We start from the raw sequence: 13,235 nt of genomic DNA, 5'->3' as shown, positions 1-13,235 counted from the left end.
GACTGCGCGGAGCCGGAACGGGCTGTCCGGCAGCTCACCCGGCTTCGCGCGATCAACGAGCCAGGGTGAGGAGTTCGCCGATCGCCTGCTCCGGACCGTCATGGGTGAGGTAGGCGATGGCGAACAGGGGAGCGATCACCCGGCTCCACGCGTAGAGCCTGTCCCCATCGAGCCCGCACGCGGCCGCCACCCGCTGGCAACGGGCCTCGACGCCCTCGTGCCCGGCACCCGCCACCACGTAGTCGACGGCGTCGAAGCACGGATCGCCGACGCACGCCTTGGGGTCGATGGCGATCAGGCCCCGCGACGGCCCACCGTCCAGGACGTTGCCGAGATGCAGATCGCCGTGCACCAGCACGAGCCTGGTTTGCGCGTCCAGCAACGCCTCGCAGCGCCCGATCGTCCGCCGCCACGTGGCCTGGTCGATCCGTGCGCGGATGGCCGGTTCGGACAGCCGCCGGCCGATCCGGGCGAAGGCCTCGTCGCACCGACCGCGCAGATCCCACGGCCAGTCCGCGGGCGGGGCCACGGCGTGCAGTGCGCTGAGCAACTCTCCCCACTGCCGGGGTAACGACGTCTGAGGCAGGTCTTCGGCCTCGGTGCCAGGCCGGACTTCCTCCAGCACGGTCGCGCCCGCCTCCGCGTCCATGGCGAGCACGGCCGGCACCCGGCCCGATGCCGCGAAGACGCGCAGCATCTCCACCTGCCTGGTCAGCAGCACCCGATCCGGACTGAGCTTGAGGACCGCCGGCGTCCCGTCCGGCCATCGGCACCGCACGACAACCGAGGACGCGCCACTCGCGAACGGCTCACCGAGCAGGAGTCCCCACCGGGACGCCAGCCGCCCGGCGAGAGCCGGAACCCCCTCGAGCCACGCCACGACGTCGGGACCGAACCGGCTCACCAACCGTGCGCCGAGCTCTCCGATGTCCATCCCGGCAGTCTGCCCCCGGAACGCCGCCAGGCGGGTATCGGCCCGCGGACGGGCCGATACCGCTGACAGCCGCCGGTCAGGCGTCAGGACGCCGCGAGCCGGCTGGGGCCGCCGCCGCTGCCGCGGTCGTCGAGCACCAGCGCCGCGTGGCCGGTGACCGTGTACCGGGTGTGCGTGACCTGGGGCGTCGGCACGACCCGGGTCGGGGTGAGCTCGATGGCCTCCTTCGCGTCGAGGCCCAGGTCGGGCTCGAGCAGGCGCATGCCGCCACCCAGCACGACCGGGACGACGTGCAGTTCGAGCTCGTCCAGCAGCCCTTCCTCCAGCACCTGCCGCACGAGGTCGCCGCCTCCGGCGATGGCGACGTTCTTGCCGTTCGCCACGGCGCGGGCCTGCTCGATCGCGTCGGCGACGCCGTCGGTGACGAACGTGAAGCTCGTTCCCCCTCGGCGCGCCAGCTTCTGGCGAGGACGATGCGTCACGACGAAGACCGGCGCGCGGAACGGCGGCTCGTCGCCCCAGGGCACCTCCCCGCCCTCGAACATGCGCCGTCCCATGACGTACGCGCCCGCCGCCTCGAACGTTTCCGCGATGATGTCGGAGTTGGTGTCCCGCTCGCCGCCGGCGAAGCCGATCCGCTCCCGCCAGGCCATCGCGTCGATCAGCCACCGGGTGACCCGGAAGAAGCCGGCGGCCTCCGCCGAGTCCATCCAGCCACCCTGGCCGTCGTGCCGGGGTCCGGCGTAGTAGCCGTCGAGTGACACGGACATCTGCGCTGTCACCTTGGTCATGCTGGTCCTCCGCTGTCGTGGCGCCGCCCGGCGGGGGCGCTCACGGGGGATCGGAGCCGCGGTGGCGGTTTTCTACATCCACGCGGAAGAAAATCACCCGGCCGCGCACCGGGCCGCCCGCCGGAGCAGGAACCGCTGCTCGGGCACGCTGCCGGCCAGCCGCGCGGCCTCCTGGAAGGCGGTGGCCGCGCACGCCCGTTCGCCGGCCTGTTCCAGCAGGTGGGCCCGGACGGCCAGCAGCCGGTGGTGGCCGGCGAGCACACCGGTCTCCAGCTCGCGCAGGGCAGCCAGGCCGGCCTGGGGCCCGCGCACCATGCCCAGCGCGACCGCCCGGTTGAGCGACACGACCGGGTTGGGGGCCGAACGCTCCAGGATGTCGTACAACGCCAGGATCTGCCGCCAGTCGGTGTCCTCGACCGAGGCGGCTTCGTCGTGCAGGGCGGCGATGGAGGCCTGGACCTGGTACGGGCCGAGGGGCAGCGTCGCCATGGCGCGGGTGAGCAGGTCGGTTCCCTCGGCGATCGCCGCCCGGTCCCAGCGCGCCCGGTCCTGCTCGGCCAGCGGGACCAGCTCGCCGTCGGGACCGATGCGGGCCGCGCTGCGCGCCTCGGTCAGCAGCATCAACGCGAGCAGGCCCGCGGCCTCCCCGGAACCGGGCAACCGCTCGTGCAGCCGCCGCGCCAGGCGCACGGCCTCCCGGGTGAGGTCGGCCCGGTGCAGCGTCGTCCCGGCGCTGGCGCTGTAGCCCTCGTTGAACACGAGGTAGAGCACGTGCAGCACCACCCCCACCCGGGGGCCGCGCTCCGGCTCCGGTGGCAGCTCGAACCGCGCACCCACCTCCCGCAGCCGCTGCTTGGCGCGGGAAATCCGTTGTCCCATGGTCTTGTCCGGCACGAGGAAGGCCGCCGCGATCTCCGGTGTGGCCAGTCCGCCCACCGCGCGCAGGGTCAGCGCCATCTGCGCGGACGCGGTCAGCGCGGGGTGGCAGCACAGGAACAGCAGCTCCAGCAGATCGTCCCGCGCCGGCTCCAGATCCGCCGGCGCCGCGGCCAGCACGTCGCGCGGCAAGGCGTCGGCGACCGCTCGTTCCCGCCGTGCGCGGGCGGTGTCGACGCGCACCTGATCCACGTAGCGCCGCGCGGCCACCGTGCTCAGCCACCCCACCGGAGACGCCGGGACGCCGGCCTGCGACCACGCGTCCACCGCGGCGATCAGCGCCTCCTGGACCGCGTCCTCACACCGTGCGAAATCCCCGTACCGCCGCACGAGCGTGCCCAGCACCTGAGGCACCAGCGCACGGAGAAGATCCTCGACCGGTTCCTCGAGCGTCACAGATCGCCGCCACCCCGCTCCATCAACGGCCACACCTCGACGCCGCCGCCGAGACCACGGCTGTGCCGCAGCGCCGGGTACGACCGCGCGATGTCGAGCGCCCGCTCCTCGCTGTCGACGTCCACGATGAAGTACGACCCGACGTACTCCTTCGCCTCCAGGTAAGGCCCGTCGGTGACCACCGGCGCGTCCGGCCCCATCCGAACCGACCGGGCGCGCGGAACCAGCCCGTTGAGGGCGACCAGCTCGCCCGACTCCCGCAAGCGTTCGTTGAACGCGTCCACCTCGCCGATCAACGCGGCCAGCCCGGCCGGCTCGGTACCGTTCCAGATGCGCTCGTTGCCGTAGATCAACATCAGGTACTTCACCGCGAACCTCCGCTGCTCAGTCGTGGTCCCCCTACCTGGTCAGAGTGCCGGCTTGCCCGGCTGGTAGAGCCAGGTGTGGAAGAACGAGCCGAGGTTGCGGTGGGTCAGCCGCTCGACGAACTGGATGAACTGCGGCGTCGAGACGTTGCCGTATCGGTGCGCCGTCGGCCAGAGCGAGAGCACCTCGAAGAAAGCGCGGTCGCCGATCTTCGTGCGCAGCGCCTGCAGTGTCATCGCGCCGCGGGTGTAGACCAGGTCGTCGAAGATGTGATCACGTCCGGGGTCGGCGACTTCGCCGCTCCAGTCCTTCTCGTCGGCGTAGGCCTTCGCGAAGGTCTGTTGCACGGGGACGTTGTTGAATTTCTCCTGGTAGAGCCACTCCGAGTAGGTCGCGAAGCCTTCGTTGAGCCAGATGTCCGACCAGTGCACCGGAGTGAGGCTGTCGCCGAACCACTGGTGGCCGAGTTCGTGGGCGAGCAGGTCGCCGTCGACGTCGCTGGTGCTCTGGTCGTAGACCGGCCGGCTCTGGGTCTCGAGGGCGTAGCCGACGCCGACGTCGGCGAGGATGCCGCCGGTCGAGTCGAACGGGTACTGCCCGTACATCGAGGATTCCCACTGGATGATCTGCGCCGTGGTCTGGTTGAACACCTCGCCCTGACCGGGCCGGGTGTCGATCGACTTGCCGATCGCGGTGATGTCCGGGAGGCCGCCGGCCGTCACGCCGCGGGTGACGTCGTAGTCGCCGATCGCGAGCATGCTCAGCTCGCTGGCCATCGGCCGGTTCATGGACCAGCGGAAGGTGGTCAGGTGATCGTGCGTGGTGGTCGGCCCGGGTTCGCCGTTGGCCAGCACGGTGAGCCCGGTCGGCACGGTGATGGTCTGGGTGTAGGTCGCTTTGTCGTCGGTGGTGTCGTTCACCGGGTAGTAGGTCGCCGCGCCGATCGGCTGGTTGAGCGCGACCGCGCCGTCCTTGGTGGCGACCCAGCCGGAGAGGCCCAGCGCGGGGTCGTCGATCTTCTGCGGGACGCCGGAGTAAGTCACCGAGACGACGAACGGGCTGCCCTTCCGCAGACCGTACGGCGGGGTGATCACCAGCTCCTGGGCACCGCTGCGGGTGAAGGCGGCGTTCAGGCCGTTCACCGAGAGCCTGCTGATCGTCAGCGGCCCCTGGAAATCCAGGTCGAAACGGGAGAGATCCTGGGTGGCCGTGGCGAGAATCGTCGTCGTCGCGTTGATCGCTTTGGTGGCGGGGTCGAACGCCAGCCGGATGTCGTAGTGGCTGACGTCGTAGCCGCCGTTGCCCATGTCGGGGAAGTACGGATCCCCGGCGCCTGGCGCACCGGGGGAGTACAGCGGCGCCGGCGCCGCGTCCGCTGCCGGGCTCGTCACGGCCAGCAGACCGGCGGACAGCGCACAGGAGATGATCACCAAGTGGCCACGGCTACGGTGGGCGCCTCGCATGGGTCCTCCTCGGCAAGCATCGACGCTGAAGAGTAGGACCGATCCGACACGCGGATCAAGCGTTCGGCCCCGGATCCCCGGCCGGCGCCCCACGACCGTGGGGGCCGGCGAACTTGGCGTGGGAATCCAGCGCCGAAACGCGGCGAGATGCCGCCTTTCTGCGCGGAGCGCGGTGTCACCGCCGACGTGGAGGTGCTCCCGTCGGCGCGCGTGAACGAGGCGTTCGACCGGTTGCGGCGCAACGACGACCGATTTGGCGAAGCGAGGACCGGCCGCAGCGCGGCGTCGGTTCAGTCGGTTTCGGGCTGTTCCGGCTTGCGCCCCGCCTGCTCCGCGGCGTGGCGCACCTCGTCGCCGACCTCGCGCCAGTCCTGTTCGGTCGGATCGCCGGAGTGGACCTGACGGCGTTCCGGGTTCGCGACAGGGCCGTCTTCGTCCTCGCGGGGCGAGTGCAGATCGCTTTCTCGGCGCATCAGAACCTCCTTCGGGCCCTGGTAACAGGCCTCGCTTCTGCGGCTACCCGCTCGCCGGGACCGGAAACTCTCCGCTCGTGCCTCGTTTCGGTGTCGCGACGCCGGGTACCTGATCGGGATGTCCATGCGAGCGGTGGTGATGACGGAGTTCGGCGATCCGGACATCCTCTCGGTCGAGGACGTCGACCGGCCCGAGCCGGGGCCCGGCGAGATCCTCGTCCGGGTCGTCGCGTCGGGGACGAACCCGGTGGAGGCGAAGATCCGGCAAGGGGTGGCGATGCCCGGGCTGGAGCTGCCCGCCGTGCTCGGCGGTGACGTGTCGGGCGTGGTCGAGGCGGTCGGCCCGGGCGTCCGCGAATTCTCCGTGGGCGACGAGGTCTTCTACACGCCCGAGCTGACGACGCGGTCGGGCAGCTACGCCGAGCTGAACGTCGTGGCGGCGGCCATCGTGGCGCCGAAGCCGCGCGGGCTGAGCCACGTGGAGGCGGCCGCGATCCCGCTGGCCGGCGGCACGGCGTGGGAGGCGATCGTCCGCAGGCTCGCGGTCCGTCCCGGTGAGACGGTGCTGGTGCACGCCGGCGCGGGCGGCGTCGGCACGTTCGCCGTGCAGTTCGCGATCGCGGCGGGTGCCCGGGTGCTGGCCACGGCCGGCCCGGACAACCAGGACCTGGTGCGCGAGCTCGGCGCGGAGCCGATCGACTACCACCGGGACGACCCGGTCGACGTGGCGTTCGAGCGGACCGGTGGCGCGGGCGCCGACGCGGTGCTGGACCTGGTCGGCGGGGAGAACCTGGTCAAGAGCTGCGCCGCGACCCGCGCGTTCGGCCGGATCGCGACCGTCCTGCCGCCCAAGGGCGAGCTGACCCCGCTCTACCAGCGCAACCAGCAGCTGCACGGGATCATGCTCACCCGGGAACGTCGCCGGCTCGAGGAGCTGACCCCGGTCTTCGAACGCGGCCAGGCCCGCCCGGTGGTGCAGGAAGTGCTGCCGCTCGACCAGGTCCGGAAGGTCCACGAACGCCTCGACTCCGGGCACGGCCGCGGGAAGACGATCCTCGACCTCACCTGACCGGGCGCTAGGAGCGGTTATGACGACCACCGAGACCGCGGGTGCTTCCCGCACGATCGAGCTGCGGGTCGACGGCACGGCGTACCGGCCGGCCGTCGATCCGCGGCGCACCCTGCTCGACCTGCTGCGCGAACAGCTCGGCGTGACCAGCCCGAAGAAGGGCTGCGACCACGGCCAGTGCGGCGCCTGCACGGTCCTGCTCGACGGCCGGCGCGTGCTCGCCTGCCTGGTGCTGGCCCTGACCTGCGACGGTGCCGACGTCACGACGGCGGCCGGGCTGGCCGACGGCGACGACCTGCACCCGCTGCAGCAGGCGTTCCTGGAGCACGACGGTTTCCAGTGCGGCTATTGCACTCCCGGCCAGATCTGCTCCGCCGCCGGTCTGCTGACCGAGTTCGACGCCGGTGCGCCCAGTCACGTCACGGCGTCCGTCTCGGACACTCCACAGTGGACCGACGACGAGATCGCCGAACGGATGAGCGGCAACCTCTGCCGCTGCGGAGCCTACGTCGGCATCGTCGCCGCGATCCGGCAGGCGGGAGAGTCGCGATGAAACCCTTCACCCTCGACCGGCCGGAGTCCGCGGCCGACGCGGTGCGGGCCGTCGCGGCCGATCCGACCGCCGTGTACCTGGCCGGCGGGACCAACCTGGTCGACCACCTCAAGCTGGGCGTCGCGGCGCCGGACCGGATCGTCGACGTGAAGACGCTCACCTCCGCGGAGATCCGCGAACACGACGGCGAGCTGGTGATCGGCGCGGGCGTCCGCAACAGCGACCTCGCGGCCGACTCCCGCGTCCGGGAGCGGTACCCCGTGCTGGCCGAGGCCTTGCTCTCGGGCGCGTCCGCGCAGCTGCGGAACATGGCGACGACCGGCGGGAACCCGTTGCAGCGCACCCGGTGCTCCTACTTCCAGGACGTCACGACGCCGTGCAACAAGCGGTCGCCGGGCGCCGGCTGCTCGGCGCTGGGCGGCGCCACCCGGTACCACGCGATCCTCGGCGCGTCCGAGCACTGCGTCGCGACCCATCCATCGGACATGGCGGTGGCCCTGCTCGCTTTGGACGCCCGGGTGCACGTGCTCGGGCCGGCGGGGGACCGCGTCGTGCCGTTCGCCGACCTGCACCGCCTGCCGGGGGACCGGCCGGACCGCGACACCGTGCTCGGCCACGGCGACCTGATCACGGAGATCACGCTCCCGGCCGCGTCCTGGGCTCGCCGCTCGCGCTACCGCAAGGTCCGCGACCGCGCGTCCTACGCCTTCGCGCTGGTCTCGGTCGCCGCCGGAGTGTCTCTTGTGGACGGTGTGCTCGACGACGTGCGGGTGGCGCTGGGCGGGGTCGCGCACCAGCCCTGGCGCGCGTACCGCGCCGAAGAGGTGCTGCGTGGACAACGGCCATCGGTGGAACTGTTCCGGGCGGCCGCCGACGCGGAACTCGCGGACGCCCGCCCGCTCGACGGTGTCGACGGGGGAAACGCTTTCAAGATCCCGCTCACCCGGCGCACGCTCGCCGCGGTGCTGCGCGACCTGACCGCCGATCCGACTGCCGAGGAGCCGGGCCGATGACCGAACTGCTGGAACCGGCCGCGATCGGCCGGTCGCACACCCGCCGCGATGGACCCGCGAAGGTCACCGGCACGGCGCCGTACGCCTTCGAAGTGCCGGTCGACAACCCGCTGCACTGCCACCCCGTCCAGGCCACCATCGCGCGGGGCCGCTGCAGCCGGGTCGGCACCGTCGAGGCGGAATCCCTCGACGGCGTGCTGCGCGTCCTGACGCCGTTCACGAGCGAGCGGCTCGCCGACACCGAAGACGCCGAACTCGCCGTGCTGCAGGACCGCGAGATCCCGTTCCGCGGCCGGGTGATCGGGCTCGTGGTCGCGGAGACCTCCGAAACCGCGCGGCACGCCGCGGACCTCGTCGAGGTCGAGTACGACACCGAGACCGCCGACGTCACGTTGTCCGCCGAGCGCGACGACCTGTACAAGCCGGACAAGGTCAACCCGTCGTTCCCCACCGACAGCGCGGAAGGCGACGTCGACGCCGCCCTCCGCGACGCCGACGTCACGGTGGAGCAGACCTACACGACGGCGATGTACCACAACAACCCGCTCGAACCGCACGCGACGACGGCGCTCTGGGAGAACGGGACGCTGACGCTGTGGGACTCGACGCAGGGCGTCCACCCGGTGCGGCAGACCGTCTCGAAGCTCTTCGGCCTGCCGGCGGACCACGTCCGCGTGATCGGCCCGTACGTCGGCGGCGGGTTCGGGTCGAAGGGCACCGCGCACGCCCACGTCGTCCTCGCGGCGCTGGCCGCCCGTGCGGTGCCGGGCCGGCCGGTGCGGCTCGCTCTCACGCGCCAGCAGATGTTCAGCCAGGCCGGCTACCGCACGCCGACGATCCAGCGGATGCGGCTCGGCGCCGGCCAGGACGGGCGGCTGCGGGCGATCGGGCTGGACGTCGTCGAGCAGACGTCGCGGATCAAGGAGTTCGCCGAGCAGACGGCGTTGCCCGCGCGGATGATGTACGCCGCCCCGAACCGTGCGACGACCCACCGGCTCGCCGCGCTGGACGTGCCGGTGCCGTCGTGGATGCGGGCGCCGGGGGAGTGCCCGGGCATGTTCGGTCCCGAGGTCGCGATGGACGAGCTCGCGGCCGAACTCGGCATCGACCCGGTCGAGCTGCGCATCCGCAACGAACCCGAGCGCGACCCCGACACCGGGAACCCGTTCTCCAGCCGCAACCTCGTCGCGTGCTTGCGCACCGGGGCAGAGAACTTCGGCTGGGCGGAGCGGGATCCGCGGCCGGGCGTCCGGCGGGACGGCGATTGGCTGGTCGGCACCGGCGTCGCGGCTTCGGTGTACCCGGCCAAGCGGATGCCGGGTTCGACGGCGGTCGTCCGGTTCGAGGACGGCCGGTATGTCGCCGAGATCGGCGCGGCCGACATCGGCACGGGCACGTGGACGGTGCTGCCGCAGATCGCGGCCGACGCCCTCGGCGTGCCGGTCGAGCGGGTCGAGGCCCGGATCGGCGACACGGCTCACCCCACCGCCACCGTCGCCGGCGGCTCGACCGGGACCGCGTCGTGGGGCTCGGCGGTGGTCGCGGCCGCGCGGGCGTTCCGCGACAAGTACGGCGAGGACCCGGAAAACGGCGCCGAAGCCCAGGCGGACATGCCGGAGAACCCGGACGAGGACCGGTACGCGATGTACGCCTTCGGCGCGCAGTTCGCCGAGGCGCGCGTCAACGCCGACACCGGGGAGATTCGGGTGTCGCGGCTGCACGGCACGTTCGCGGCGGGCCGGATCGTCAACCCGCTCACCGCCCGGTCGCAGTTCCTCGGCGGCATGACCATGGGCCTGTCCATGGCGCTGCACGAAAACAGCGTCCTCGACCCGCGCTTCGGGCACGTCGTCAACCACGACCTGGCGGAGTACCACATCGCGGCCAACGCGGACATCGGCGACCTGCGGGCGGACTGGCTCGACGAGCACGACCCGCACCTCAACCCCATGGGCAGCAAGGGAATCGGCGAGATCGGCATCGTCGGCACGGCGGCAGCGGTGGCCAACGCGGTCTTCCACGCGACGGGTGTGCGCGTGCGGGATCTGCCGATCACCCTGGACAAGGTGCTGGCGGGCCTGCCGGACTAACGGCCGACGCGGCAACCACCGCGCTTCCCGCCGGGGTCACCACATCTTCAGCCACCCGGCCGCCAGCGACACGACGAAGGCCGCGGCCATCAGGGTCAGCACCGCGATGACCACGAGCCAAGCCGCCGGCATGGCCTTCGACGGCATCGGCTGCGGGTGCGACAACCCCGACGTCTGCGCGGAGTCCGGCGGTGTGCTGCCGAGCGGCACCCCACCGCCGGGTTCCAGGTCGGGCGTGGCGGCGGGGTCCGGGTCCGGCGGCGTGGCCGTGGCCGGACTGTCATCGCGGTGGTTTCGCTCAGTCGACATCGAGTACCGCCTTCAGCCAGCCGGACTCGCGCCGGTCGAACGTCCGGTAGGCGTCGATCGCGTTCACCGGCTCTTCGTGCTGGGTGATGAAGGCCGTCGGATCGACCGCGCCGGACGCGACGAGCTGCAGCAGGCGGGGCACGTACCGGCGGTGGTTGCAGTTGCCCAGGTGAACGGTGAGGTTCTTGTTCATCGCTTCACCGAGCGGGAACCGGTCGAACCCCGGCGGGTAGACGCCGATGACGCCGATCGTGCCGGCCTTCGCGACCACGTCGACGGCCCAGCGCGCCGCGAGGCTGGGCGCGTTGCCCGGCACCCACTGGTCACCGTCCGGCGCCGCGTCGGGCGCGGCGAGCTCCCGCTCGGCTTCGAGGTCTTCCCCCTGGCCGGCGGCCGGTCCGCGCGCCGGGCGCTGCGCGTCCACGCCGACGGCGTCGATGACCCGGTCCACGCCGATGCCCCCGGTCAGTTCCCGGACCACGGCCACCGGGTCCTCGGCGTTGAAGTCGACGGTCTCGGCGTTCTGCCCGCGGGCGAGGTCGAGGCGGGAGGCGATGCCGTCGACGGCGAACACGCGGCCCGCGCCCTGGCGTTTCGCGGAGGCGATCGCCAGCTGGCCGACGGCGCCGGCGCCGAGCACCAGGACGCTGTCGCCCGGCCCGACCTCGGCCAGCCGGGCGCCGAACCAGGCCGTCGGGAAGATGTCCGACACGAGAATGGCCTGGTCGTCGCCGACGGTGTCCGGGATTCGGACGAGGGTGGTCATCGCGAAGGGGATCCGCGCGTACTCCGCTTGCAAGCCGTCGACGGGGCCGGTGGTCTCGGGGCCGCCGAAAAAGCTGGTGCCGGCGCCGGGGCCGTTCGGGTTGGCCGTGTCGCACTGGGCGTAGTAGCCGGCGCGGCAGTACGAGCAGGTGCCGCAGCCGATCGTCGAACACACGACGACCCGGTCGCCCGGCGTGAAGCCGCGCACGGCGGGCCCGACCTCTTCGACGACGCCGACGGCCTCGTGGCCGAGCACGGTCCCGGGCACCATGCCCGGCATCGTCCCGCGCACGAGGTGCAGGTCGGTCCCGCAGATCGCACTGCGGGTGATCCGGATGACGGCGTCACTCGGCTCCAGGATCTTCGGATCGGGTACCTCCTCGGCGCGGATGTCCCCGACGCCGTGCCACACCACTGCCTTCACGGGTTTCGCCTCCTCGGCTCGGTCGTCGCGGCTCGGTTGCCCCGTCGGCGGCCATCGAAACCACTACCGCGTCTCGACGATGCCGGGATCGGCCACGATGACCGCGGCGGTCGTCGTCGAGGAGGACGCCGGCCGGGCGGACTTCGGCGCCGTTACGCGGGCGGCTTCAGCGGGTCGTGGCCGAGCGACATGAGGCGCCGCCGCCAGTGGTCCTCGCCACCGGTGGGTTCGAGGTCGTCGCGGCGCTGGGCGTGGACGCGGTCGACGACCTTCCGCATCACCTCGGCGTCGTGGGTGTCCACATCGGACCTCCGTTTCCGGAGGATGCCCAGGACGTCGTGCCCGGTCGGGGTGCCCGCGCGGTCGGGCAGTGCCTCGGTCTCGGGGCCCGCGTCGCGCGTGCGGAGCCAGTCGGCCAGTTCGCGGGAAGTCATGTTGACCACCCGGTGGAACTCCGCCCACAGTTCGTCGTCCACCGCTGCCTGCGCGGCCATGTCGATCACCTCCGGATGCCGATCGTCCGGTGCGGTTACCCGTCCGGCCGTCGCGAAAACGAGGCGGTCGGGAGTGTAGGTCCGCGCACACCGGGTAGCCGCACGAAAAGGCCTTCGAAAGGAGAACGACCATGACGACTGCCCGAGACATCATGACCCCCGGCGCGACCTGCGCCCGCGAGTCCGACACGGTGCACGACGCCGCGCAGATCCTCGCCCGCGAAGGGGTCGGTGCGCTCCCGATCTGCGGCGAGGACAACCGGCTCAAGGGCATGCTGACCGACCGCGACATCGTGGTGAAGGTGCTCGCCGAGGGCAAGGACCCGCGCGCGGTGCACGTCGGCGAGCTGGCGCAGGGCGAAGCGGTGACGATCGGCGCGGACGACGACGCCGAGGAGATCCTGCGGACGATGACCGCGCACCAGGTCCGCCGGCTGCCGGTGATCGACGGCCACGAACTCGTCGGCGTGGTGGCGCAGGCCGACGTCGCGAGGGCGTTGCCGAACCCGCAGGCGGGCGAACTCGTCGAAGCGCTTTCGTTCGGGTAGGTGGCGCGATGCTGTCGATGGATCCCGACGCGGCCGACACCATCGTCACGATGGTCCGGGAGGCGGGCGCCGCTCCGGAAGGCGGGTTGCGGATCCACGCCCTTGCCGGTGCGAACCCCCGAAGCCCCGGCGTGACGGCGTCGGTGTCGGCGACCGCGACCCCGACCGACACGGTCTTCGTGGACGACGACACCGGCGCCCGGGTGTTCGCCGACCAGGCGACGGCCGACGTCGTGGACGGCCGGACCCTGGTGCTGGAGCCGGGCGGAGGAGAACAACCCGCGTTCGGCGTGAAGTGACGTGAAGGGCCTCCGGGTGTGGAGGCCCTTCACCTTGCCGCCAGAGCGCGCTTGGGCATCCTGACGCGCAGTTGAAGTCGACTGACCCCGATGGTCAGCCGGCGCGGCTCTGCGCCATGGCGTTCCACACGTCGTCTTCGCAGGTGAAGCCGACGTCGGCCGGGAGGTTGCCGAGCGGGCCGAGCACGTTGTCGCCCCCGCCTGCCGCCGCCGCGCGGCGCAGCAGTTCTTCGCGGCCGCAGGGGTAGTCGACGTCGGCCAGGTGACGGGCCAGGGTTTCGCGGTCCGGGTGGGTCATGGAAACCGCCTACC

General features: G+C 72.2%; 16 protein-coding genes. 6 read left to right on the top strand and 10 right to left on the bottom strand.

Annotated features, from left to right (window positions below; genetic code table 11):
• Positions 1 to 52: 52 nt before the first annotated feature.
• The 6 genes from OG738_RS03935 to OG738_RS03910 form a co-directional block, all read right to left on the bottom strand.
• Positions 53 to 934, bottom strand: coding sequence for an aminoglycoside phosphotransferase family protein (locus tag OG738_RS03935; protein WP_329051286.1), 882 nt, complete (start codon positions 932 to 934; stop codon positions 53 to 55).
• 83 nt (positions 935 to 1,017) lie between these two features.
• On the bottom strand, positions 1,018 to 1,725 hold the full coding sequence (locus tag OG738_RS03930; RefSeq protein ID WP_329051284.1) for a dihydrofolate reductase family protein: 708 nt from the start codon (positions 1,723 to 1,725) through the stop codon (positions 1,018 to 1,020).
• Positions 1,726 to 1,818: 93 nt separating this feature from the next.
• Positions 1,819 to 3,057, bottom strand: coding sequence for an RNA polymerase sigma factor (locus tag OG738_RS03925; RefSeq protein WP_329051282.1), 1,239 nt, complete (start codon positions 3,055 to 3,057; stop codon positions 1,819 to 1,821).
• Positions 3,054 to 3,425 carry a YciI family protein gene (locus tag OG738_RS03920; protein WP_329051280.1) on the bottom strand — a complete coding sequence of 124 codons (372 nt, stop codon included), beginning with the start codon at positions 3,423 to 3,425 and terminating at the stop codon, positions 3,054 to 3,056. Before OG738_RS03920 ends, OG738_RS03925 begins: the two co-directional genes overlap by 4 nt.
• Before the next feature lie 39 nt (positions 3,426 to 3,464).
• A complete protein-coding gene (locus OG738_RS03915) occupies positions 3,465 to 4,886 on the bottom strand; it encodes a M1 family metallopeptidase (protein ID WP_329051278.1) in 1,422 nt (473 codons plus the stop codon).
• A 290-nt stretch (positions 4,887 to 5,176) separates the two neighbouring features.
• A complete protein-coding gene (locus tag OG738_RS03910) occupies positions 5,177 to 5,359 on the bottom strand; it encodes a hypothetical protein (protein ID WP_329051276.1) in 183 nt (60 codons plus the stop codon).
• 118 nt (positions 5,360 to 5,477) lie between these two features.
• Here OG738_RS03910 and OG738_RS03905 point away from each other — a divergent pair, with 118 nt between their 5' ends.
• From OG738_RS03905 to OG738_RS03890, 4 genes are read left to right on the top strand one after another with little or no spacing between them, the layout of a single operon-like run.
• Positions 5,478 to 6,428, top strand: coding sequence for a zinc-binding dehydrogenase (locus tag OG738_RS03905; RefSeq protein ID WP_329051273.1), 951 nt, complete (start codon positions 5,478 to 5,480; stop codon positions 6,426 to 6,428).
• Positions 6,429 to 6,447: 19 nt separating this feature from the next.
• Entirely contained in the window at positions 6,448 to 6,981 is a 534-nt protein-coding gene (locus OG738_RS03900; RefSeq protein ID WP_329051272.1) for a (2Fe-2S)-binding protein, read from the top strand.
• Entirely contained in the window at positions 6,978 to 7,994 is a 1,017-nt protein-coding gene (locus OG738_RS03895; protein ID WP_329051270.1) for an FAD binding domain-containing protein, read from the top strand. The genes OG738_RS03900 and OG738_RS03895 overlap by 4 nt, the downstream gene beginning before the upstream one ends.
• The gene (locus OG738_RS03890) at positions 7,991 to 10,084 is read left to right on the top strand and encodes a xanthine dehydrogenase family protein molybdopterin-binding subunit (RefSeq protein ID WP_329051268.1); all 2,094 of its coding nucleotides are present in this window, start codon (positions 7,991 to 7,993) and stop codon (positions 10,082 to 10,084) included. Before OG738_RS03895 ends, OG738_RS03890 begins: the two co-directional genes overlap by 4 nt.
• Positions 10,085 to 10,120: 36 nt before the next feature.
• Here the strand turns inward: OG738_RS03890 and OG738_RS03885 are convergent, their stop codons facing one another.
• From OG738_RS03885 to OG738_RS03875, 3 genes are all read right to left on the bottom strand, one after another.
• Positions 10,121 to 10,393, bottom strand: a complete 273-nt coding sequence (locus OG738_RS03885; RefSeq protein WP_329051266.1) for a DUF6480 family protein — start codon at positions 10,391 to 10,393, stop codon at positions 10,121 to 10,123.
• Complete coding sequence (locus OG738_RS03880) at positions 10,383 to 11,582, bottom strand: zinc-dependent alcohol dehydrogenase (RefSeq protein ID WP_329051265.1); 1,200 nt, start codon at positions 11,580 to 11,582, stop codon at positions 10,383 to 10,385. The genes OG738_RS03885 and OG738_RS03880 overlap by 11 nt, the downstream gene beginning before the upstream one ends.
• A 152-nt stretch (positions 11,583 to 11,734) precedes the next feature.
• Entirely contained in the window at positions 11,735 to 12,076 is a 342-nt protein-coding gene (locus OG738_RS03875; RefSeq protein WP_329051263.1) for a DUF3140 domain-containing protein, read from the bottom strand.
• Positions 12,077 to 12,207: 131 nt separating this feature from the next.
• Between OG738_RS03875 and OG738_RS03870 the strand changes: the two genes are divergently transcribed.
• Positions 12,208 to 12,624 carry a CBS domain-containing protein gene (locus OG738_RS03870; protein ID WP_329051261.1) on the top strand — a complete coding sequence of 139 codons (417 nt, stop codon included), beginning with the start codon at positions 12,208 to 12,210 and terminating at the stop codon, positions 12,622 to 12,624.
• Between the two features lie 8 nt (positions 12,625 to 12,632).
• A complete protein-coding gene (locus OG738_RS03865) occupies positions 12,633 to 12,923 on the top strand; it encodes a hypothetical protein (protein ID WP_329051260.1) in 291 nt (96 codons plus the stop codon).
• Between the two features lie 94 nt (positions 12,924 to 13,017).
• Here OG738_RS03865 and OG738_RS03860 read toward each other — a convergent pair whose 3' ends face one another.
• Positions 13,018 to 13,221, bottom strand: a complete 204-nt coding sequence (locus OG738_RS03860; RefSeq protein WP_329051259.1) for a DUF2795 domain-containing protein — start codon at positions 13,219 to 13,221, stop codon at positions 13,018 to 13,020.
• Positions 13,222 to 13,235 lie beyond the last annotated feature (14 nt).

Source organism: Amycolatopsis sp. NBC_01488 (genome assembly GCF_036227105.1).
Lineage (GTDB): Bacteria > Actinomycetota > Actinomycetes > Mycobacteriales > Pseudonocardiaceae > Amycolatopsis.
Note: the sequence above shows the minus strand (reverse complement) of the source record. Positions and strands in the feature narration are given on the sequence as shown.